The organism is Hymenobacter baengnokdamensis, assembly GCF_008728635.1.
Classification (GTDB): Bacteria; Bacteroidota; Bacteroidia; order Cytophagales; family Hymenobacteraceae; genus Hymenobacter; species Hymenobacter baengnokdamensis.
Genome location: NZ_CP044285.1, coordinates 1,696,788 through 1,718,146, shown reverse-complemented (window position 1 = coordinate 1,718,146; position 21,359 = coordinate 1,696,788). Strand labels below are relative to the sequence as shown.

General features: G+C 59.7%; 26 protein-coding genes. 12 read left to right on the top strand and 14 right to left on the bottom strand.

Features of this window, described 5'->3' with window-relative positions:
- Positions 1-3: 3 nt before the first annotated feature.
- The 11 genes from F6X24_RS07225 to F6X24_RS07175 all read right to left on the bottom strand — a co-directional run bounded on the left by F6X24_RS07225 (position 4) and on the right by F6X24_RS07175 (position 4,891).
- Entirely contained in the window at positions 4-399 is a 396-nt protein-coding gene (locus F6X24_RS07225; RefSeq protein WP_151087364.1) for a hypothetical protein, read from the bottom strand.
- Entirely contained in the window at positions 396-1,007 is a 612-nt protein-coding gene (locus F6X24_RS07220) for a hypothetical protein (protein WP_151087363.1), read from the bottom strand. The genes F6X24_RS07225 and F6X24_RS07220 overlap by 4 nt, the downstream gene beginning before the upstream one ends.
- A complete protein-coding gene (locus tag F6X24_RS07215; RefSeq protein WP_151087362.1) occupies positions 1,004-1,978 on the bottom strand; it encodes a hypothetical protein in 975 nt (324 codons plus the stop codon). Before F6X24_RS07215 ends, F6X24_RS07220 begins: the two co-directional genes overlap by 4 nt.
- A complete protein-coding gene (locus F6X24_RS07210) occupies positions 1,975-2,190 on the bottom strand; it encodes a hypothetical protein (protein WP_151087361.1) in 216 nt (71 codons plus the stop codon). Before F6X24_RS07210 ends, F6X24_RS07215 begins: the two co-directional genes overlap by 4 nt.
- Entirely contained in the window at positions 2,183-2,383 is a 201-nt protein-coding gene (locus tag F6X24_RS07205; protein ID WP_151087360.1) for a hypothetical protein, read from the bottom strand. The genes F6X24_RS07210 and F6X24_RS07205 overlap by 8 nt, the downstream gene beginning before the upstream one ends.
- Positions 2,383-2,817: a hypothetical protein gene (locus F6X24_RS07200; RefSeq protein WP_151087359.1), complete on the bottom strand. Its 435-nt coding sequence runs from the start codon at positions 2,815-2,817 to the stop codon at positions 2,383-2,385. Before F6X24_RS07200 ends, F6X24_RS07205 begins: the two co-directional genes overlap by 1 nt.
- 53 nt (positions 2,818-2,870) lie before the next feature.
- On the bottom strand, positions 2,871-3,599 hold the full coding sequence (locus tag F6X24_RS07195; protein ID WP_151087358.1) for a hypothetical protein: 729 nt from the start codon (positions 3,597-3,599) through the stop codon (positions 2,871-2,873).
- On the bottom strand, positions 3,596-3,874 hold the full coding sequence (locus F6X24_RS07190; protein WP_151087357.1) for a hypothetical protein: 279 nt from the start codon (positions 3,872-3,874) through the stop codon (positions 3,596-3,598). The genes F6X24_RS07195 and F6X24_RS07190 overlap by 4 nt, the downstream gene beginning before the upstream one ends.
- A 65-nt stretch (positions 3,875-3,939) precedes the next feature.
- Positions 3,940-4,176 carry a hypothetical protein gene (locus F6X24_RS07185; protein WP_151087356.1) on the bottom strand — a complete coding sequence of 79 codons (237 nt, stop codon included), beginning with the start codon at positions 4,174-4,176 and terminating at the stop codon, positions 3,940-3,942.
- Positions 4,177-4,251: 75 nt separating this feature from the next.
- Complete coding sequence (locus tag F6X24_RS07180; protein WP_151087355.1) at positions 4,252-4,614, bottom strand: hypothetical protein; 363 nt, start codon at positions 4,612-4,614, stop codon at positions 4,252-4,254.
- 37 nt (positions 4,615-4,651) lie between these two features.
- Positions 4,652-4,891 carry a hypothetical protein gene (locus F6X24_RS07175; RefSeq protein WP_151087354.1) on the bottom strand — a complete coding sequence of 80 codons (240 nt, stop codon included), beginning with the start codon at positions 4,889-4,891 and terminating at the stop codon, positions 4,652-4,654.
- A gap of 123 nt (positions 4,892-5,014) precedes the next feature.
- Between F6X24_RS07175 and F6X24_RS07170 the strand changes: the two genes are divergently transcribed.
- From F6X24_RS07170 to F6X24_RS07110, 12 genes are all read left to right on the top strand, one after another.
- A complete protein-coding gene (locus F6X24_RS07170; protein ID WP_151087353.1) occupies positions 5,015-5,467 on the top strand; it encodes a hypothetical protein in 453 nt (150 codons plus the stop codon).
- 29 nt (positions 5,468-5,496) lie between these two features.
- The gene (locus tag F6X24_RS07165) at positions 5,497-5,835 is read left to right on the top strand and encodes a Rossmann-fold NAD(P)-binding domain-containing protein (RefSeq protein WP_151087352.1); all 339 of its coding nucleotides are present in this window, start codon (positions 5,497-5,499) and stop codon (positions 5,833-5,835) included.
- Positions 5,836-5,902: 67 nt separating this feature from the next.
- A complete protein-coding gene (locus F6X24_RS07160; protein ID WP_151087351.1) occupies positions 5,903-6,406 on the top strand; it encodes a hypothetical protein in 504 nt (167 codons plus the stop codon).
- 687 nt (positions 6,407-7,093) lie between these two features.
- Complete coding sequence (locus tag F6X24_RS07155; RefSeq protein ID WP_151089547.1) at positions 7,094-7,879, top strand: IS5 family transposase; 786 nt, start codon at positions 7,094-7,096, stop codon at positions 7,877-7,879.
- Between the two features lie 292 nt (positions 7,880-8,171).
- Positions 8,172-10,160: a tetratricopeptide repeat-containing sensor histidine kinase gene (locus F6X24_RS07150; RefSeq protein ID WP_151087350.1), complete on the top strand. Its 1,989-nt coding sequence runs from the start codon at positions 8,172-8,174 to the stop codon at positions 10,158-10,160.
- A gap of 46 nt (positions 10,161-10,206) precedes the next feature.
- The gene (locus tag F6X24_RS07145) at positions 10,207-10,839 is read left to right on the top strand and encodes a response regulator (protein ID WP_151087349.1); all 633 of its coding nucleotides are present in this window, start codon (positions 10,207-10,209) and stop codon (positions 10,837-10,839) included.
- Between the two features lie 592 nt (positions 10,840-11,431).
- On the top strand, positions 11,432-12,166 hold the full coding sequence (locus F6X24_RS07135; RefSeq protein WP_151087347.1) for a hypothetical protein: 735 nt from the start codon (positions 11,432-11,434) through the stop codon (positions 12,164-12,166).
- 95 nt (positions 12,167-12,261) lie between these two features.
- Positions 12,262-13,728 (top strand): T9SS type A sorting domain-containing protein, encoded by a 1,467-nt coding sequence (locus F6X24_RS07130; RefSeq protein WP_151087346.1) that lies wholly within the window; start codon positions 12,262-12,264, stop codon positions 13,726-13,728.
- A gap of 52 nt (positions 13,729-13,780) precedes the next feature.
- Complete coding sequence (locus tag F6X24_RS07125; protein ID WP_151087345.1) at positions 13,781-14,350, top strand: hypothetical protein; 570 nt, start codon at positions 13,781-13,783, stop codon at positions 14,348-14,350.
- Between the two features lie 181 nt (positions 14,351-14,531).
- Complete coding sequence (locus F6X24_RS07120) at positions 14,532-16,127, top strand: helix-turn-helix domain-containing protein (protein ID WP_151087344.1); 1,596 nt, start codon at positions 14,532-14,534, stop codon at positions 16,125-16,127.
- 243 nt (positions 16,128-16,370) lie between these two features.
- Positions 16,371-18,266, top strand: a complete 1,896-nt coding sequence (locus F6X24_RS07115; RefSeq protein ID WP_151087343.1) for a glycoside hydrolase family 13 protein — start codon at positions 16,371-16,373, stop codon at positions 18,264-18,266.
- Between the two features lie 252 nt (positions 18,267-18,518).
- Entirely contained in the window at positions 18,519-19,520 is a 1,002-nt protein-coding gene (locus tag F6X24_RS07110) for a YihY/virulence factor BrkB family protein (protein WP_151087342.1), read from the top strand.
- A gap of 35 nt (positions 19,521-19,555) precedes the next feature.
- Here the strand turns inward: F6X24_RS07110 and F6X24_RS07105 are convergent, their stop codons facing one another.
- From F6X24_RS07105 to F6X24_RS07095, 3 genes are all read right to left on the bottom strand, one after another.
- Positions 19,556-20,008: a GAF domain-containing protein gene (locus F6X24_RS07105; protein ID WP_229725412.1), complete on the bottom strand. Its 453-nt coding sequence runs from the start codon at positions 20,006-20,008 to the stop codon at positions 19,556-19,558.
- Between the two features lie 115 nt (positions 20,009-20,123).
- Positions 20,124-20,309, bottom strand: coding sequence for a hypothetical protein (locus F6X24_RS07100; RefSeq protein ID WP_151087341.1), 186 nt, complete (start codon positions 20,307-20,309; stop codon positions 20,124-20,126).
- 213 nt (positions 20,310-20,522) lie between these two features.
- Positions 20,523-21,155: a response regulator gene (locus F6X24_RS07095; protein ID WP_151087340.1), complete on the bottom strand. Its 633-nt coding sequence runs from the start codon at positions 21,153-21,155 to the stop codon at positions 20,523-20,525.
- Between the last annotated feature and the right edge of the window lie 204 nt (positions 21,156-21,359).

Here is a 21,359-nt window from a genome sequence, read left to right as displayed (position 1 = left end):
AAGCTAGTAGCGTAAGTCAGTCCAGCCGATGAGCTGGCCAGTGAAAGGGAAGCCGTGGGAATTGGCGAAGAATTCGAGCAGCTGGGCGAAGTCGTCGAAGCCATCGCGGCGGGCCAGCTCTTGGCACTCCAGTGGAGTCAGCTGCCGGTTATCGACGAAGACCGCCAACTCGTCACGAGGCGCCCACTTGCCGTTTGCGAGCCGGGTGCGCTGGATGGCAACTTCCTGCACCACAGTGGCCACCGCATCGGGCCGAAACTTGACCATCGTTTTCTGGCGGGAATCCTGGTAGAACTGGATGCTCATGCCCACGCGCCACCGGCGGCCGGCGCGGATGGTGTGCGGTTTCGTGCCGGCCACCACGGCCGGCACGAACACCTGTTTGAAGCTAAGAATCATGTCCAGATTTCGCTAGGGCGTGGATTATTAGAGTCTTTGAATCCACGTACCCACACGGCCCGGCTACCGTCACGAGGCTTGATTTTTAGCTCCACTTCGGGGTAGCAAAGGGCAGGGGGCTCGCCCTCCGCCGGCTTCTCAAACTTCTCGATGGTGGCGCCGGTGTAGCGCCAGGCCTGCACCCAGCCGGAAACCGTACGACGGTTCTTTTTTGGGCCGTAGGCCACGGTCATTTCCGTAGATATTAGGTCAGCCGCCGCGCACAGCTTGGGTCCCAGGTGCAGTACAACAGCGCGTTTGCCAGGAGGCGCGTCATCAATACGCAGCACTTTGCAGACCTCAATTGGGCCATCTTGGTCCCGGTCGCGTGGCGTGAGCCCTCGGGCGACTTCGAAGGCTTTGCGCGCCCAATGCTCCGCGTCATGCTGGTGCAGGAAATTACCCACCGGCTGCTGGTGCTGATAGCCTGAACGAGGTGCCGCCTCCAGCACGACGTAGTAGAAGGTGTCGGTAATCTCGCTAAAGCGGGGCAGATTAGCCTGGTCGCGCTCGCGCAGGAGCGCCCACATCGCCTCGTGAAATGGGTCAGATTGAAGTTGCTGGTTCATTTTGTACCCTCCACGTTTGGCGTAGTCAAGCGCGCCACGAGGCTCAGCAGCACCTCCGCATCAACTTCGCCACAATCCGACCAGGCGCGCCCACCGTCTTCAGCGCTGAGGGCTGCGTTGAAATTGTCGACCGCTTGCTGCTCACGCACCGAGAGCGTCGCCAAATTCTTTAGACCGGCTTCCAGTCGCGGGAGCACATTATGCATCCGGCAGATGTAATGCTGATTTTGGGGAGTGAACAGCACCTGCACCGCCGGCGTCTCTTTATCCTCACCGTCTTCGTGGTAGGTGCTGGAGGCCGTGATGCCCTGGGCACCTGGTTCCCAAAATCCCGGCGTAGCCAGCTTGCGCAATTCTGCGATGGCTTGCAGCGAGTTGGGATTCATGCGAGCCGCCAGCAGGGCCTGCTGCTCCTCGTCCGTCAACGAGCCAGCTATCAGTTGTGCCCGCTCAAAGTGTAGGCCCAGCCAGAACAGGCTGTCGGCCCTATCGGCGGCCACCACGAAGCGCACGATGGGCGGGCCGTCTTGCTCGGTGTCGTCGAAGGCCCAGTCTTCCCGCTCGCTCAGCACCATGATGCCATACTTCTGTCGGGCATAAGCAGAAAAGGCCGTGGCCTTTTCAAGCGAGAACGTGAGGGCTGCCTGCACGTTATGCGTAGAAACCAGCGGCGGATAGTGCTCCTGGCCGACCGGCAGCGCCACCGGCTCAGTGGGCACCTGGCAGCCAGGGTAGCAGTAGCTGCTCAGCGGATAGTCCTTAAATGCGCCCTCCCCTTCTTCTTGCGGCTGGAAGTCAACGCCACACTGAATATTCTGGCCCAGCGCCCAGCGCAGCGCATAAATCTTGCCCCAAATGTCATCGAGCAGCGACTGGTCGGCCAGTTCGCCCCGTACCGATTCGGCGGCATACACATCGCGCCGGGAGTACAGCATGGATAAGGCGCTGCGGATTTCCTGTTCCGTTTTCATTTCTGCCCACCTCCTTCCTGAGCCGTCATTTTCAGCGTCTCGAAGCCCGTGACGATGGCCCGGCTGATGCTGTTGATGACACCGTTGCGGATAGCATCGATGTAGTCGCCATCCGTCACCACCGACGTGTGGCTGATTTTGACATCGGTTTCTTTCCCATCGATTTCGAGGGTGCCGATGATTGTCGTTTTGACCTTGATTTTGTTACCCATTAGGTTGACCTTTAAAAGTTGAATAATTGATTTGCCGGCGGGCCTGGCGCTCGCGCAACTCAGCCGCGACGAGCGCCAGGCCCGGCCCCTGCCGGCGCCGGTAGTAGGCAGCCAACTCGACCAAGCGCAGCACGCTAGCCTGGCGCACCTCGCGCAGCACGGCCGCGTGCATCTCGGTCGAGTAGGCTTCCATCAGCCCAGCAGCTTCACAGTGCCAGTTTTCACGCGGTCGTAGAAAGTGGCACCGGTGTTCTCGTCATACTGGTAGCTGAGGAAGACCTGGAGCGGGTCAATCTGCTCGAGCAGAATCATGGTCACCTGAATCTGCACCCACTCGTGCAACGTGCGCCAGGCCGTGCGCTGCGCCTGGGCGCGAAGGCTGGCACGCTTCGCAGCATCGGGCTTGCGGGCGCGCTTGAGCATGGCCTGGTACACCAGTTCTACTTTGGCCGGCAGCCGGAATACCATCGGTAGCCCATTGATAGGCATCTGAAACAGGAAGCCGCCCAGCTGCTTCTCCACGTACCACTTCGACACCGACGTGGCGCCGGCCTCCACGAGCAGCGCTTCAATGGCCGCCGCCGAATTCATCGCCGGCACTACCGACGTGTAGTTTTTCAGGTTCATGAGGGGCTCAGTGAAAGGCGGTTGCCGCTGATTGAGGTCGTATTGCAGGCTGGCTAGCATGAGGTCAGCTCCTCCCCTGCCAGGTCGGTATAGTACTGCATCACCGTGAACTTGCCGATTTCAAACTGGTCGTCCACCTCTTCCAGCGAAATCTCATAGTAGTGGGCCGCGAATACCTGGCCCATGCAGCCCCGCGACGCCCACTTCCGGATAATGAAAGCGCCCCACCCAGCCAGCGTTTCGCGGAAGGCGCTGGCCATGTAGTCGGGCACGTACACCTGGCGCACGTAGCGCGCCCCGCCCACGGCCGAAGGGGCTAGCAGCTGCACCGGCAGCACGCCCTCGGCCAGCAGCTCCTGCTCGGCCTTATCCCAGCGCGCGGCTGCTTCGTGGGGCGCATTGGCCGCTTTTACCGCGAAGTGGCGCACATCGGCGTAGAGCGCCTCCGAGCAGAATTCAGCCTCCTCCAAGCGCATCCACAAGCTATAGGCCAGCTGGTGCGTGGCATCTAGCATGTTGAAGGAACGTGCAGGGCTAGCGCCGTCTACCTCATCCCAGTGCAGATACTCTATCTGGCCGCTATTTAGCGCCTTGAAGAAAGCCCCGGTGCTGTCCATCAGGGGCCCGATATCGTGCAGCTTGTGCCACGCCGTTTGGGCTAGCTCAGCTACCTGCTGGCGCTGGGCTTGAGCCGACTCAGTGGTTTTTACCAGTTCGAAGATTTCGCTGGCCAGGTGCCGCAAGTCGCGCAGCTGCACCTCTTTGTTGAGCAGAAAGGTCATGATTGTTGCCCTCCTTTCTCCATGTCCAGCAAATCTTCTGGAGAAGGCTCCAGGGTTGATAGCTTGACATAAGTTGGGTTCAGTGCGTTAGCGATGCGCTCCAGCGCCTCAGCGATGCGCAGCTGCACGCTGAGAGCTACTATGTCGCGGTCATAGCGGGCCCCGTCTTTGTCGAAAATATAGATGGGTGGCGTGCCCACCTGTAGGGGCTGGCGTGACACATCAGCCAGGGGGGTGAGTTGGCTAGCCATTGCGCTGGCCCCTTTCCAACACACGCCCTTGAACGGAGCGCGTGATATTGATATACAGCATGATGAGATAAGAAAGAAAGAGTGAGGTACTAGCAGGTGGCCAGGGCCTGCTCGATGTGGGCCAGGGTTTCGGTGGTGCGGGTGTGGCGCTCGTGCCAGTTGTCATCCCAGCCCTGCTCGATGGCGGGCAAGCGCTGCTCGTCGAGTTGCTTTAGGATGCGCTGATTGGCCTCCTGGGCCATTTCCAGCGTGGCGCGCCGGCTGTGCGCAGGGCAGTCGCGCAACAGGGCTTCAATCAGTTGGGGCGGGGAAAGCAGCGTAGCCATGAGCTTAAAAAAGAGTAGGTTGCTGGGATTGAAGAGCCTTGATTTTTTGCTGCGTAGCCCGGTAATGGGCATCCATTAGGCGGCCTGACCGATGTGGCTAGCATCAGTGCCCGGAAAGAGCGGCAGCGGGTAGGCCGGCTGCTGCACCAGATACTCGTAGCGGCACTCGCTCAGGTCGATTTCCCGGATGCCGGCCGGTAGCGGCCCAAACCATTCTTCCTCGTGGGTGCAGCCTTCTTCGCAGGCCGTGCGCAGATGTGGCGGCATGGTGCCGGCCACATAGGCCGTGAGCTTGTCGCCCTGGTGCCAGTAGCCCGCTACGTCGAGCGGGGCCCCTAGCGGAATGAGCGTGGTGCCAGGCACAAGGCCTAGCAGACGGGTGCGGCGGGTAGCGGTCGGGCTGGTAAGCGACACCGGCCGCCGATGCGTGATTTTCATGGGGTGATGAAAAAAAGTAAAAGGGGAAAGGGAAATACTAGGCAATAGCTTCCCGCTCAGCCACTTCGGGTAGCAGGTGGGCGGGTATTTCGAAATCGGGGAGGGCGTGGCGCACCAGGGCCACGAGGTCGGCCAGGCTGATGACTTTGCCGGCCTTCACATTCTGCATCCGGGTCAGCGTGCCGGCCTCAGCTTTAGCGGCCAGCTGGGCCGCGTAGTAGGGGAGCTTCTCGCAGACGAGGGCTTGTAGACTGAAATATTTCTCTCGCTCGGTCATCGTGTTTGGACGATTTCACAGCCGGGTGCTTTACTTGCTGTGAAGATGGTACAAACATAACGTACTAGCTTTGGAAATAGACCATATTTCTAAAGCATAACCGATGAAATAGCTTTGGAAATAGTGCAAACCGCTATCAGTCAGCGAATAAAATTTTTGCTTGAACACTTCAACATGAGTGCTAGGTCTTTCAGCCGAGCCATTGGAGTACCTGACAACAATACCCAGAACTACTTAGGCCCTAAAGCGGCCTTGCCTAAAGCGGACTACCTAGAGCGAGTAGTGCTTCACTTCCAAAGCATCAATCCATGGTGGCTGCTCACGGGTATTGGCCCGGCTTTCATAGAAGAATCGCCAGAATTAGGAGCTATCTACCAAACTCAGAAAAAAATTTCCAAGAGTATGGTAGTGGGTCATGTCGGCGGTGACGCTACCCAGAACCAGGGAAGTGAAGCCCTTATTGAGCAACTGCGTGCGCAGTTGGATGATAAGGAGCGGCTTATTGCCGAGAAGGAGCGAATAGTTGCTGAGAAAGAGCGATTCATTCAAGCCCTATTGAATCAACAGGGTAAATAGCCCATCTGCATTATTCTACCCACCCAGCTATGCCAAACGACGAATTCCAACAGAGCCCACGTATCAAGCGGGTGAAAGGCAACGCCACCTACAACTACTACGAAGCGGGGGCTACCCCACCCCGTCAGCCATTTCGCCTAGGTCGGTGGGGCTGGTTAGCCGGTGCGGCCGCTGTGCTGGGCCTCGGTGGCACCCTGGTTACCACGCAGCTCAACGCCCGCCCGGTCTACTACTGCGCTAGCCACCACGCCGTGAAGTACCACACCAATGCTGCCTGCTTCGAGCTAAAGCGCTGTGGCGCTACAATAAAATCCATGCCCCTGGGGGAGGCTAAAAGCAAAATGCAACTGTGCAAAGAGTGCCACTGAATAACTTCTTCTCATCAACCACCACCTCACATCAACGCCTATGTACAAGCCCTTACTTCTCGCCCTCATGCTACTCAGCGCTACATCAGCTGCTCATGCCCAAGGCAATACCTCGAAACCGTCGATAAAGGTCCTAGATGAAAAAAACGGATTTCGAACCCTTCACTTTGGCGATGATATTTCCCAAATGCCTACTGCCAAGCTAGTTGAAGCAAGGGGTGATAGCAAATACTATGAACGCACAGACGAGAATCTAAAAATTGGTGAGGCTGATTTAAAGAGCATTAATTATGGCTTTTACAAAGACAAGCTATACTTTATTATCATAAAAACAGAAAGCTTAAGTAATAGTCGAGCGCTGAAAGCTGCATTGGAGGCCCAGTATGGTCGCGGTTATCGGTCGAACCAATACATTGAAGAGTACTTCTGGCTAGGTAAAGTAATGACTATGAGCTATAGCGAAAATAGTCTTGATGGTTCAGCTAAAGTAACCATGTCATCCGAAGCTATAACGGCGCAAAAAGCAAAGGATAAAGAAGCCTCAGCTAAAAAAGCGGGCAGTGACCTTTAGCTACTGACCATTTACTGACCAAAAGGGAGTTAAGAGCCTCATTTCCAATACAGGTTGGGACCCCGGCTCTGGGTACTAGAATACATTCTCAATGTGCTAAAAACGCCGAAAAAGAACTATAGGAGCCCGCCAGGGTTAGTTCTTTTTCGGCGTTTGATATGTAGCTGCTCCATAGGAATTTAATACCGGAGCGCTGCCGTTAAAACTTGTCTTCGCAAGTCTGCCAGTGCAGCTGAAATCCGAGTTGGGAATGCGGTAGCAGCGCAATTTAGAGTCCAGCAATTATTCCGCCCTGCCTCAGTGATGTGCAAAATGAGGAGCTGGTGCTTGCAGCGCCCTGGCTAGTTCTGCTGCACGAAGAAATACCCTAACAGTAGTAGTCATTACAGGTCGGCAGTGTTTGGTTTAGCACCACTTCCTACGTGAGCTCTTACTATTCGTAGCTCATTATAGAAATAATATATATATATTCTTTCTATATACCACCCCCCTACCAGATGTGCCGCACATGGTAATTGGCACGCTGCCAGCCGACAAAACGATAACGACTAAGAGCCTATCCGGAAAATAAAGAAGTTGTAGCCAGGCGCGAGAAATTTGGGGTTACCACACCTGACAAGTTTCTCCTTGCGCCCGACTACAACAGAGTACGAAGCTACGATTCACGCTGATTTCTTGCCCTCTCCCCTGCTTTGGGCGGCGGCTGAACCGTTGCTCCCCGAGGCGCTCAGTGGTACGGGCAAGCGCGGCCGTCCTCGGGGTTGCAACCGCCAGATGTTTTATGCCATGTACTATATTTTGGTCACTGGAATGCAATGGAAGGCGCTGCCGCGGTGTTTGGGGGCTGCCTCCACGGGGCACGAGCGATTCCAGGAATGGGCCCGTGCCGGGGTGTTTAAGCAGCTCTGGACCAGCGGCTTGGTCCAGTTGCAGGCCGAGGGCCGCCTGGATTGGGACTGGCAATGCCTCGATGCCTGCCAGACCAAAGCCTCGCTCGGCGGCGAGGCCGTTGGCCCTAATCCGACCGACCGGGGCAAGGGCGGCGTCAAGCGCCACATGCTGACCGAGGCGCAAGGCCTGCCCATTGGCGTGGCCGTCACCGGAGCCAACGTGCATGAAGCCACGCAAGTACAGACCGTGCTCGACTCCATGCCCGTGCTGCCCCCGCCCGCCGAAGGTGACTTTGCGCCGGGCTTCTGCGCCGACAAAGGCTACGATGCCGAGGCTATTCGCCGGCTGCTGGCGCAGTGGGGCTACCGGGTGCACATCCTGGGCCGGGGCCAGGAGGCTGATAAGGGCCGCACCCCCGGCTACCGCGCCCGCCGCTGGGTCGTCGAGCGCACCCACGCCTGGTTCCACCGATTCCGCCGCCTGCTCATCCGCTGGGAAAAGAAAGTCGCCCACTACGAAGCTTTCCTGCACCTGGCCTGCGCCAACACCATCTGGCGACACTCCCTCTTATTTTCCGGATAGACTCTAAGTAGCCGCCGACCTACAAACAAGTGCGCCTCAAGTATTTGCAGAGGCATATTTCAGTCTTTCCCAGGTATAATTACCGCCAGCAGCTTATAGCTGATGCTACACCCTGGCGGGTAACCTACCGGGCTGGCCCTTACGGCAGCGGCAAGAGGGTTTTACGGGCGCGCTAGCGATTGCAGAGCGGCCTGGAGCGTTTATTTTAGGGCGGAGCGAAATAGCGCGCTAATTCGCTGATTTATTTGTAACTACGCAGTATTTACCAGTAAGTATCCCGCGGCTTTTATTTATGCAGGCGTTCTTCCGTAAAAGCTTTTTTATCATCATGGGGCTACTCGGGCTGCTGCCGCAACACAGCCACGGGCAGATGGGCCTGAATATGCATTGGCAGCGCGACAGTTTGCGCGCCCTGCTCAATGCCCAGCCCATCGACACCAACCGGGTGCTGCGCCTCATTCAGCTGGGCCAGCTGTATGAAGGTAGTCAGCCCGACTCGGCTAAGGCACTCTACCAGCGGGCGGGCCGCCTCAGCGAGCGCTTGCACTACCCGCTGGGCGTGGCAAAATACATTGCTAATTATACTTCCGTGCTGAACGTAGAGGGGCGGTTTGCCGAGTCGGCACAACTCAACCAGCGAGCAGTGGCGCTAAGCCGCCGCTACCATTTACGGCGCTACCTGGCGGTGTCGCTTGGTAACCTGTCCAACGTGTACCTGCGCCAGGAAAATTACCCGCTGGCCATTGCTACCATGCTACAGGCACGGCCCCTGCTCGAGGCACTGCACGACCAATCTTCGTTGTCATTACTTTACAACAGCCTGAGTGTGTGCTACGATAACTTACACCAGAATGCGCAGGCGCTGCGCTGCGGCCGGCAGGCGCTGGCCCTGGGCGAGACGATGCACGACGACTATCTGGTAACCCTGGCCTGCATACAGCTAGGCAACACCTATAAGGCTACCGGGCACCTGCGGGAGTCGCTGGCTGCTTACCAGCGCGGCTATGTCCTGGCCAGAAAGCTGCGTGTAGTGGAGGCCCAAAAAAGTATTGTTTTTAACCTGGCCGACCTGTATGTGCAGCTTGAGGACCCGGCCCGAGCCCGGCCGCTGTACCAACAGGCAGTGCAGCTGGCCGATTCGATTCATGATGTGGAAGGGCAGGCCGAAGCCCGTAAAGGTATGGCCCTCAGCTACTACCTGGCCCAGCAGTATGGGCAGGCTGAACAATATGCCCGCCAGGGCCTGAACTTGGCGAGCCGGCATGGTATTAAGAAGGTACAGCGCGACTGCTATGATGTGCTGGCCGACGTTGCCGTGGCGCAGGGCCGGCTGGTTGCGGGCCAACGCCTGCGCCGCCAGGCCGATGCCTTGGCAGAGACGCTGCTCGGCGCAGCCGTGCAGAAAAGCGCTCAGGAAGTGGAAACCCGCTACCGTGTGCAGCAGCAGCGTGCTGCGCTGGCCCAGCAGCGCCGCACGCTGCTGCTGCGCCAACACCAGGTGGCCCAGCAGCGCGGCTGGCTGCTGGCCGCCGGGGTGGGCGTCGGCCTGCTGGGGCTGCTGCTGCTTAGCACCTATCGCTACTACCGCCAACGTCATAAGCTGGACGCCCAGCGCCTGCAAACGCTCCGCGCCGAAGCGGAGGCCCAGCGCCTCAAAGCCCTGCTCGACGGCCAGGCGCAGGAGCGCCAGCGCATCAGCCAGGAAATGCACGACGACCTGGGAGCGGGCCTCACCGCTATCCTTTACCTAAGCCATGCTTTGCAGGGGCCGCCCGCGCAGGCGCTGTCGGCGGCGGCCCGCATTAGTCAGGCGGCCAGCCAGCTGGTGGGCAAGATGAACGAGGTCATCTGGACCCTCAACGACGCCCACGATACGCTCGAATCGCTGGTGCTGTACCTGCGTACCAACACGGCCGAGCTGCTCGATGATGCCGGCCTCGAGTACCACTTTGACATTGAGGAGCCCGTGCCGGGCCTGCGCGTAGCTAAAGAGGTGCGGCGCAACGTGTACCTGGTGGTGCGGGAGGCCGTTCACAACGCCATCAAGCACGCGGCCTGCCGGCGCGTAGCCATCCAAATACACTTTCGGGGTGGCCTGCACGTATGCGTGCACGACGATGGGCAGGGCTTGCCTGCCGAGGCGGCAGCGCCGGCGAACTGCCGCCTCGGCAACGGCCTGACCAACATGCACGCCCGCATGAGCCAGCTGGCCGGGCAGCTAAGCCTGGAAAGCGGGCCCGCCGGCACCCGCGTGCGCCTCTGGTCGCCGCTGCCGGCCTAACTTTCGTGCTATTGCCGGCCAGGCTTCAACTACCCAACTTCACGGTATGGAAAAAACCCGCATCAGTGTGGTCGAAGACCTGCCCGACATTCGTGAGGGCCTGCGCTTTCTGCTCAATCAAACGGCGGAGTTTAGCTGCCTGGCCGCCTACAACTCGGCCGAGGCATTTCTGGACGAGCTGCGGCCGGGGCTGCTGCCGGCCCTGGTTATCATGGACCTCAACCTGCCGGGCATGGGCGGCATTGCCTGCATCCGCGAAGCCAAGCGCCGCTTTGCCGAGCTGGAGTTTGTGGTCTTTACCGTGTATGAGGATAGCGACCAGGTGTTTGCGGCCCTGGCGGCCGGGGCCAGCGGCTACCTGCTGAAGCGTACGCCACCCCACAAGCTGGTAGATGCCCTGCTGGAGCTGCGTGACGGCGGCTCGCCCATGAGTGCCAGCATTGCCCGCAAGCTGGTGGCCACCTTTCAGCCCGCCCCCACCCCCCAGGAGATGCCCGGCGAGCTCTCGCCCCGCGAGCACGACGTGCTGGCGGCGCTGGCCAAGGGCTTGCTCTACAAGGAAATTGCCGGGCAGCTGGGCATCAGCGTGCATACCGTGCGCCAGCACATTCACCGCATCTACCAGAAGCTGCACGTACAAAACCGGACCGAAGCGCTCAACAAGTTCTTCGACCGCTGAGGGCTACCCCCACGTTTGTTCTATTGACAGCCCCTGGGGCAAAAGGCTAGGTTTGCAGCGTAATCAACTCACTGCTATGAACCTGCTTAGCCACGTTTCTACGTTCCGAGTACGCGCCGCCTGGGGTGCTTTTGAGTGGGCAGCCGGTGCTGGCGGCGGCCCCGCCGCTCCCCCGGCTCCCTCCAGCGCCACGCGGCTACGCCGAGCAGCGAGCGCCACGTGGCCACCCAAATCCACTGCGTCTTTTCGGGGCCGGGCCACCTGAATGAGGCGGTACATCTGCGCGACGTGTTCGCCGATGTGCCGGCCCCCTACGGCTGCTTTTACCGCAACGGCAGCTTCGACCTGCCCCGACTACCCGGCGTCCCGCGCCCTAGCCTCGCTCCAACCAGCTGCCAGCGGCTGAGGCAAGTCCTCGCTGTTACGATAATCACACTAATTGTTACGGAAGTGCTAACGTCGGAGTAGGCGGGTCGGCCACCTTTGCCCTACCCTACTGCCCCGCGCTGAACGAGGGTATATCTATATCTTATTCCGAGCGAAATCTTACTACCACTTCAGTTCATCTTCTTCACTATAAACAGCTTACAAAATGAAAACACTTTCCCTTCTGATGCTGGCTACGGCCTCCGCCTTTTGCCTGCCACTGGAGGCTTCGGCCCAGGCTAGCCCCAAGCCGGTAGCCAAGCCGACTGCTAAAACGCCACTCAAAGTGCCGGCCAAACCAGTAGCCGCCGCTACGCCGGCCAAGCCGGTAGCAGCGCCCCAGCCAGCCCCTACCCCGACAGCCCCGGTGGCTACGACCCAGGTGACCAGCCCCAGGGCGGCCGCTGTACCCTTTGCAGTTGGCAGCAGCGTAGTGAGCCTGGGCGTCGGGGTGGGCAGCCGCTATGACTACGGGGCCGGGCTGTTTGGGGGCAGTTCCTCGCAATCGCCGGCCGTGAGTCTTTCGTACGAGCGCAGTGTGCTGGCCCTGGGGCCGGGCTACCTGGGCCTGGGTGGCATAATTGGCTACCAGGGAGCAACCTACGACTTGGGCGGCGGCGATAAGTGGCACTACAGCGACGTGGTGCTGCTGGCGCGCGGCGCCTTCCACTACCCCGTGTCGGAGAAGCTGGATGGCTACGCCGGGCTGGGACTGGGGCTGCGCTACCTGCACACCAGCTACGACGGCAGCCTGAGCGGCAGTGGCTCGGATGGGTCGGGCTACGGCACAATGGGCGTGTTCGTGGGCGGGCGCTACTTCTTCACGCCTGGCATCGGGGCTTTTGCGGAGCTGGGCTACGACCAGTCTTACCTCAAAGTGGGTTTAGCCGCCCGGTTTTAGCTGGTAGCCAACAGCCGGGCGGCCGGCTAAAACCGGGCTCCCCTGGCTTTTGCTTTTTCAAATTCCTGTCTCCCTAACTTTTTGACTTTTAAGCTATGATACAGCGTTTTCTCTTCGTAGCAGCCTTGGCGCTGCTGACAGAGCCGGCCCGCGTGGCACAGGCCCAGACGTTTGCGCCGGTAGCACTCTACGCTACCGGGGCCAACAGCAGCCCCAGCGGCATCGCGGCCGGCGATATAAACGGCGACGGCTACCCCGACCTAGTCACCACGTATTTTACGAGCAATAACATCGCGGTGCTGCTCAACCAGAAAGACGGCACGTTCGGGGCACCCGTCACGTATGTGGCCGATGCAGCGGGCTTCGCTACTCCCCTCGGCGTGACACTCAGCGACTTCAACAAAGATGGCTATAGTGACATTGTAGCGAGTAGCGAGGTAAGTGGCTCGGTGAGCGTGCTGCTGAATAAAAAGGATGGCACCTTTGCCGCGGCTGTCACGTATTCTACCGAAGCCAGCAGCTTCCCGCAGTTTCTGGCAGCCGGCGATGTGAATGGCGATGGCTACCCGGATATTGTTACGGCCAACTTCTATACCGACGATATCGGCGTGCTGCTCAATAAGAAAGACGGCACATTTACCAGCGTGGCCCTTTACCCGACCGGTAAAAGTACCCTCCCCACCGGCCTGGCCCTGGGCGATGTAAACAAGGATGGCTACCCCGACATCGTAACTACCCTGCTTTCGGGCAGCGCGGCGGTGCTGCTCAACAAAAAGGACGGGACGTTTGGCCCCAGCGTGGCGTATCCGGCCGGGGCCAACAGCAGCCTGGTCGGCGTAGCCGTCGGCGACGTCGATAAGGATGGCTACCCGGATATTGTTACGGCCGACAACGTAGGCAATGCCGATGTGCTGCTCAACAAAAAGGATGGCACGTTTAAAGCCGGTACGGCTTACCCGGCCGGGCCAAAAAGTGCGCCCTACGGCGTGGTACTCGGCGATATGAATGGCGATGGCTACCCCGACATCATTACGGCCAACGAAGATGACGGTACTGCCAGCGTGCTGCTGAACAAGCAAAACGGCACCTTCGCGACGGCGCTAGTGCTCTCTACCAGCGGCCGGGCGGCCGCCGGCCAGCAGCAGCCCTACAACGTGGCGGTCAGCGACGTTAACAAAGACGGTAAGCTGGACATTGTGGCCGCCAATGCCGGTGACAATACGGTGGGTGTGCTCCTCAACCGCACGGCCACGCTGGCTACCCAGCCAGCCGCGGCGGGGCAGCCCCAGGCCACGGTGTTTCCCAACCCGGCTTCGGCAGCTGAGGGCAGCACCCTGCTGGCCAGCAGCCTGCCTGCCGAAGTACGCAGCCTGGAAGCTACGCTGCTCAATAGCCTGGGCCAGGTGGTAGCCCACACCACGCTGGCCGTTGCCCAGGGCCAGGGCCGCGCGGCCCTACCCACCACGGGCCTGCCCAGCGGCAGCTACCTGGTGCGCATTGCCACGCACACCGACCACGGAGACCCTACCCTGCTGCCGCTTCAGCGCCTGGTAGTTCGCTAGGGGCAGCATTGCCCACACTCATTAAACAAATAGCTTTTTAATATAGTAAAAAATGAATATTATCACTCCTATTTACCCGCTCACACTGCTGGTGCTGGCTGCCTGCTCCACTGCCGCCGACCCGGCCAGCCAGACTGCGAGCGCGGCCAATACCACATCGGCGGCCGCTCCGGCACCGACCGCCGCCGCCGGAGATTCAAAGGGTACCATTCACCTGGTAGTCGCGGGCGGCCCGCACGCCGGCACCTACGATGCCGTGATGCACGAGGGCGGCGCCAGCTACGGCTTTGCCGGCAAAGGCCAGTTTGGCAACCAATACTCCGAAAATGATAAAAAGCCCAACGAGCTGAGCAGCGTGCAGCTGGTGGTAGACGATGTGAAAGGCGACAAAACCGCTACCTCGGGCTTCCAGACCACTATTTCCTTCGGCCCACTGCTGGGTGGCTACTCGCTCAACGTCAATACCCTGCGTGATGCCAGCCGGCCCGAGGGCAAAGGTCAGCTCAGCCTGACGTATGGCGGCGGCAAAGGCCCGGCCACTACGCACCTGACGGGCGAAACCGCCGCCCACGAAAAATTTGACCTCACTATCAACGCCACCGAAGTGGCTACGGCCGACTAAACAGCTGCTCTACTGGGCAAAAAATGACGCGAGCCGCTTTTAGGGGAAGTAAAGTAAGCGGGTGAGCCCGGTAACGGAAAGCTCCGGTTCACCCGCTTATTTTGCTTCTTTTAAACAGCTTTCCAACGTGTTTGCCCGAGCTCGGTTTAGTTTTTTCTTCGCCTTCTTGCTACTGGCGAACTTGTCTCTGGCGGAACGGGCCGCCGCTGCTCCCCGTTTACTGGCCCCGGTTTCCGGCGATACGCTGCCCTATCATTTCGTTCTGACCAGCTTACCGGCCAATACGCCCGTCGATGCGGCGCTTTACCTGGCCGGGTCGTTTAATCACTGGCAGCCAGCTGATGCCCGCTTCCGATTTCGCCGGCAGGCCAGCGGCCTGCTTGGCCTCACGCTGCGCACGCCGCAGGCCCGGTTTGAATACAAAGTGTCACGGGGCAGCTGGGCCGCCATTGAGGGGAGCGGCCACGGGCAGGTGCGGGCCAACCGCGTAGCTACGCGCCAGCAGGCGCAGGCCGGCGACATAGAAGTGCGCGTACAAAGCTGGGAAGACCTGAGCGGCACCTTTCAGTTCTATTCGCTCTACGACCTGCTGCTGCTTTTTTCGTGCTTTCAGGCAGTATTGCTTTTAATTGCCATTCCGAGCATTCAGCAGGCCAACCGGACGGCCAATCGCTGGCTGCTCGGACTTTTGGGGCTGGGCGCCGGCTGCACGCTGCTCACGGTGGTCAGCAGCTACCGCACCGTGGCCAATGCCTACCCGCAGCTGACGCTGCTGCCGGACTTTATCTGGTTTCTCTACGGGCCGCTGTTTTATGGCTACATCCGCCGGCTGCTGTTCAATGAGGCGCCGCCGCCGCGGCAGTGGCTGCATTTTATACCCTCGGCGCTGCAGCTGCTGGCTTACCTGCCCTACTTTCTGCTCGATAGCTACGAGTTTCAGCTGCGGCTGGTGAGCCATGAGGCGGGGCTGCGGGCCGTGCTGCTGGCTACCGGGCTGGCGGCGCTGCTGGTGGGCGGCGCCTACTGGCTGGCATGCCGCCGGGTTATCCGGGCCTACACCCGGCAGTACGAGGCCAGCGTGTCTTATGCCCAGAACCTGCGCTACCTCTCTACGGTACTGGGTATTCAGGCAGTGTGCCTGGTAGTATGGGGCTTTCTGTTTGGCATAGTGCTGGCCAGCCGCTGGGCCGCGTTCGACGTGTACACGCTTGCCGCACGAGACGAGGCACTGATTTGGCTTGTGTTTTCCACGCTGCCTTATTTTCTGGGCTACGTTGTGCTGCATCAGCCCGAAATCTTTCGGCTGGTGCCGGCCCCCGCGGCGGCGCACCCAGTAGCGGTGGAGGCCGCCGAGCAGCAGCCCGCACAGGCGCTGCCACCCGAGGTGCCTGCGGCAGTGCCGCGCCCGCCGCGCGCCCTGGGCGCGTTGGACCTTCCCGCTGCCCAGGCTGCGGTGGCTGGCTATATGCAGCAGCACAAGCCCTACCTAAACCCCAGCCTGACGATTCACGAGCTGGCCGCCGGCCTTCAGCTACCGCCGCATGTGCTATCCAAAGTCATTAATGAAGGCTTCGGCCAAAACTTCTTTGACTTCGTCAATGCGTACCGGGTAGACGAGTTCAAACTGCTAATGGCTACCCCGCAGGCCCGTCACTATACGCTCTTGGCGCTGGCGCTGGAGGTAGGCTTCAATTCTAAAACGGCCTTCAACCGCGCCTTCAAAAAGCAAACCGACCAGACACCGCGCGAGTACTTCAGCGGCATCCGTGAGGAATAGGGATAGCTGCCGGCGTACCGCTTTCGGAGGAAGACACCATCTTTACAAAAGCATAATTATCAAAAAAACAACGCCTTATACAAAAATTTAAGCTTATAGGTGCCGGCTTTGCAAAGTGGCGCGCGGCCCGAACAGCCAGGGTCGAGGTTTGCCAACCCAATTCGGTAAGGCTACAGGCTACCGGAGCGGGATGCCCTCTTTTTCTCACCGGGCGGCCGCTGGTGCCGCGTTGTTTTTACCGCCATGCCTTTTGCCAAACTACTCCTCGTGCTGGTACTTTTCGTGGGCTGCTGCCCGGCGGCTACCGCTTTTGCCCCGGCAGCCAGCCCCGGCAGCCCACCCATCAGCCGCATCGACCCAACCTTCTGGTGGGTAGGTATGAAAAATCCGAAGCTACAGCTGCTGGTGCATGGGCCGGGCGTAGCGGCCAGCCAGGTAAGCCTGGCCGGCTACCCCGGCGTCATACTGGATGGCTTTCAGCGCCTGGAAAGCCCCAATTATCTGCTCGTCAACCTCACCATCAGCCCCACTGCCCAGCCTGGCCGCCTACGGCTGCTATTCCGGGGCCGGCAGAAATTTACCTATGCCTACGAACTGCGGGCCCGCACTACGCCCGGCGACAGGTCGAAGGTGCAGGGTATTACCAGCGCCGACTTTATTTACCTGCTCATGCCCGACCGCTTTGCCAACGGTGACCCCGCCAACGACGTGGTGCCGGGCAACCGCGCCCCCGGCGTGGCCCGCGACTCCATGTACGCCCGCCATGGGGGCGACCTGCGGGGTATTGAGCAACACTTTAGCTACCTGAAAGAGCTGGGAGTGACTGCTATCTGGCCCACGCCGGTGGTCGATAACAATATGCCCAAGGCGGGCTACCACGGCTATGCCCTCACCGATTACTACGCCGTAGACCCGCACTACGGCAGCAACGAGGACTATGTGCGCTTCGTGCAGCACGCCCATGAGCAAGGCTTGAAAGTGATTCATGACGTGGTGCTCAACCACCTGGGCAGCTTCAACTACCTGTGGCTCGACCAGCCGGCCAAAAACTGGTTTCACCAGTGGCCGACCTTTACGCGGGGCAACTACCGCAACGGCACGGTGAACGACCCGCACGTTTCGGCGCTGGACCGCCAGCTGTTCAGCACTACCTGGTTTGACACCACCATGCCCGACCCGGCCCAGGAAAACCCGCTGGTGGCCACCTACCTTATCCAGAATTTTCTGTGGTGGGTAGAGTACACCGGCGTGGACGGCTACCGCGTGGATACCTATACATATTCCGACCCTACCTTTCTGATGAACTGGGGCAAGGCTATCCTCGATGAATACCCGCAGCTGGGAATGTTTGGCGAAACCTGGATGCAGGAAGCTGAAGGCGTAGCCCAGCAGGCGTTCTGGACCCGTAACGTGTTTCCGCCCATCAACGGCTTCAAAAGCAACCTGCCCGGGGCCATCGATTTTATGCTGCGCTATGCGCTACTGGAGGGCCTCACCAAGCCGCCTGGTTTTGCCGAGGGCGTGGGCAAGCTCTATTATGCGGTACAGGGCGACTGGATGTACGAGGATGCGAGCCGCAACGTCATTTTCCTGGACAACCACGATGTAGACCGGGTGTTCTCGGTGCTGGGTGAGGACGTGCGCAAGCAGAAGATGGCCCTGGCCTGGCTGCTCACCGAGCGCGGCATCCCACAGCTGTACTATGGCACCGAGATACTTATGAAGAATTTCAGCTGCCCCGACGGTCTCCTGCGAGAAGACTTTCCTGGTGGCTGGCCCGGCGACCCGCGCAATGCCTTTACGACCGCCGGCCGTACCTCCGCCCAGCAAGACGTGCACGAGTACGTGCGTCAGCTGGCCAACTACCGGAAAACCCACCCAGTGCTGCAAACCGGCCAGCTGACGCACTTCGTACCCGAGGATGGGGTATATACCTACTTCCGCCACGATGCCCAGGGCCATACCGTGCTGGTGATGCTCAACTGCAACCCGGCGGCGAAAAAGGTGCCGCTGACGCGCTTTGCGGAGCGCCTGCACGGCTACACCTCGGCCATGGATGTGTTGACGCAAGCTATAGTACCCACCCTGCAAACGGCCACAGTACCGGCCTATACGGCCCTGGTATGGGAGCTGCGTTGAGTCGGAAAGCCTGAAGAGTACCGGCGGCGGGCGAGAAGTCAGGTCGCCCGCTCCGGCGCTCCGCGAATAAGCGGCGGTGCCCGAAGCCGAAGGCATTTGCCAACCAGGACCACGCCAAATGAGCCAGGCAGCAGTAACACGGATAGCGGGTACGGAGTAAACCACTCCTGAAACCTGGGTTAGCCTCGACAGGTCTGCTCCGCGGCTGCGGCGAAGCGGCGCACCCAGGCTATTCCGCTATCCACACTGCTCATGAAGAAAGTGGCAACGCGCGTCTGGCACCTGCTACGGCAAACGGCAGCGGGCGCTCTGCGCGACAATGTGCCCCGGCTTAGTGCTTCGCTGGCCTATTACACCCTATTCTCCCTCGGGCCAATGCTGCTGGTGGTGGTATTTGTATGCGGGTATTTTGGGGGCAGCCAACGCGTGGAAAGCGGGCTCTTTGTGCAGATACAGAAAGTGATAGGGCCTGCGGCAGCACTTCAGCTTCGCAAAATAATGCAGTATGCCGCGCTGGACGGCCACCATCCGCTGGGCGCCAGTATCGGCCTGGTTACGCTGCTTCTCGCCGCCACTTCGGTATTTACCGAAATTCAGGACTCGCTAAACAGCATCTGGCACCTGAAGCTTCGGCCGGATGCAGGCTGGCTCCAGATAGTCAGAACCCGGCTGCTGTCCTTCGCCCTAGTCATTACCCTGGGCGTACTTCTATTGGCTTCGCTGGGGTTAAGCTTGCTGCTGGCGAGCCTGCTGGCCAGGCTGCGCACTTATTCTCCCAACGTGTCGGTCGGGCTCGTCTACGCGACAGACCTGGTGCTTAGCCTACTGTTTACCAGCGGCTTGTATACTATTCTCTTTAAAGTGCTGCCCGATGCGCGCATTCGATGGCGGGATGTGGCCGTGGGTGCGCTGTTCACGGCTGCTCTCTTCATGCTGGGCCGATTCAGTATTACGTACTACCTCGGCCACAGCAACTTGAACAAGGCTTATGGCACCGCTGGCACCCTGGTAGTGCTGCTGGTGTGGGTTTATTATTCGGCCCTCATACTCTACGTAGGTGCCGAGTTTACCAAGTACTACACCATAACATATGGCGATGAGATACAAGCTGATACTTATGCCCAGGTAGTGCAGACGGTGCAGGTGGCGAGCAAGCACGGCAAGGTGCGGCTAATCGAGCAAAATCGCGCCCACACCGAGCGGGAGTTGCAAAGGGCCCAGGATGCCCTGGATGCCGCCGAGCCTCAAAAATGACCAGCCGCCCGGGCCTGGCGGGCCGAAAGCGGGCGCTATTTCTTCTGCGGAGCGGCCGGGCGGGTAGCGGACAGCTCTTGCTCCAGCTCTTGTATGCGGCGCGCACTGGCCGCCAGCGTGTTGCGGGCCGCCAGGCGCAGCTCAATCTCATCCATCGCAATGGTAGCCAGGTCTTGCAGCATAAGCTTCTGGTCCTGGTTCAGGTAGCGCGGCTTCTGGTCGATGAGGCAGAAAGTGCCCAGCTTGTAGCCGTCGTGGGTAGTAAGCGGAGCCGCGGCATAAAAGCGCAGGCCCATCTCGCCCGCCACCAGTGGATTGGTCAGCGTGCGGGGGTCGCGCCGGGTGTCTTCCACCAGGTATACTTCCTCAGAAAGAATAGCCGAGTCGCACAAGCCCCCACCCCGCTCAATCTGCTCTGCCTCGAGGCCGTGGTGCGACTTAAACCAGATGCGGTCTTCATCTACCATGCTGATGATGGCGATAGGCATATTGAATAGCTTGGCTGCCAGCGCGGCCAGGCGGTTTAGGCTGCCATCGGGGGCGTATCCAGGATGTCGTAGCGCCTGAGCGCAGCCAGGCGGGCGGCTTCGGAGGAAGTCACAGTCATAGCAAGAACTTGGAGAGTGTTAAAGCTTCATACGGCATAAACGGAGTCGGGGTCACGCAGGGCCGCAACATGCCCCCAAACCGGCTTTCCTCGGCAATAGTAAGCGCGAGCCAGTGGCCAATGGGCAGCGGCAGGGTGGCGGCCGGCACGGCGACGCATTCAGCAAGAGCAGAGTCGGACATTGGCGAAGATAAACTACCGGCAGGTAGTACGTGCGCCGGCCGCATAAGGCTGAAGCCAGCTGGGGCCGCTTCGTTTTGAACCCGGCTCCGGAGCCACGCCCCGGGGCCGCCAGCAGCACATCGTCGGCATTGGCACTCTCGGGCGCGCCTGGCAGCTACCGGCAAGGCCTATTAGCTACGCACTACCCGCCGGCCCGCTGCTGCTTTAGAGATTTAAATGATTCCGCGCAGGTGCTGACTCAGCAGCTGCGTGCGGCTATTGACCCTCATTTTGCGGTAAATGTGCTTGACGTGGGTACGGATAGTGAGGGTCGACAAATCGAGTCGCTGCGATATCTCCTTGTCACTGAGGCCATCTACTATGCCTTGCAGCACCTGGCGCTCGCGCGGGGTCAGCAGCTCGGAATGAGTAGTGGGCGTGGGCCGGAAGTGCGAAAGCACCTTGCGGCTTACATTGCGGCTCATGGGCGCCCCGCCCCGCGCCACCTCCAGCACCGCTTCTTTGAGCTGAGGCAAGGGCGTGTACTTGGCCATGTAGCCCGTGGCCCCACTACATAGCGCCTGGTATATATGCTCCACGTCTTCGTAGGCGGTGAGCATAATAACTTCCATAGTCGGAAATTTTTCCTTGAGCAGCGGCAGGGCCTCGGTGCCGCTGATGCCGGGCAGCCCGATATCCAGCAGCATTACGTGTGGCACCAGCGAATCTTCGAGCTGCTCCAGCAAGTCCTCAATTGAGTCGGCTGCCAGAATGTCGTGAATCTCGGGCTGCTGCCGGAAATAAGCTTTGAGGACTTTCAGGACGGTCGAATCATCTTCAACTATGGCAAGGTATAGAGATATCATATTTTTGCTAATAATAGAAGATGCTTCACTCAGCGCATCCGGCAAAGCCGGCCCTGCAGCAAGGGCCCGGCCAGAGCCACCTGGACACGGAAAATAGTGGATAGATTATGTACGGTAGATAGGTATTATAAGGGCAAAAGTACCTAATAGGTAGCCAGGCGCCGGGCGTAGCGCCTACCCTATTTGCGGGTCTAAGGCCCGGAA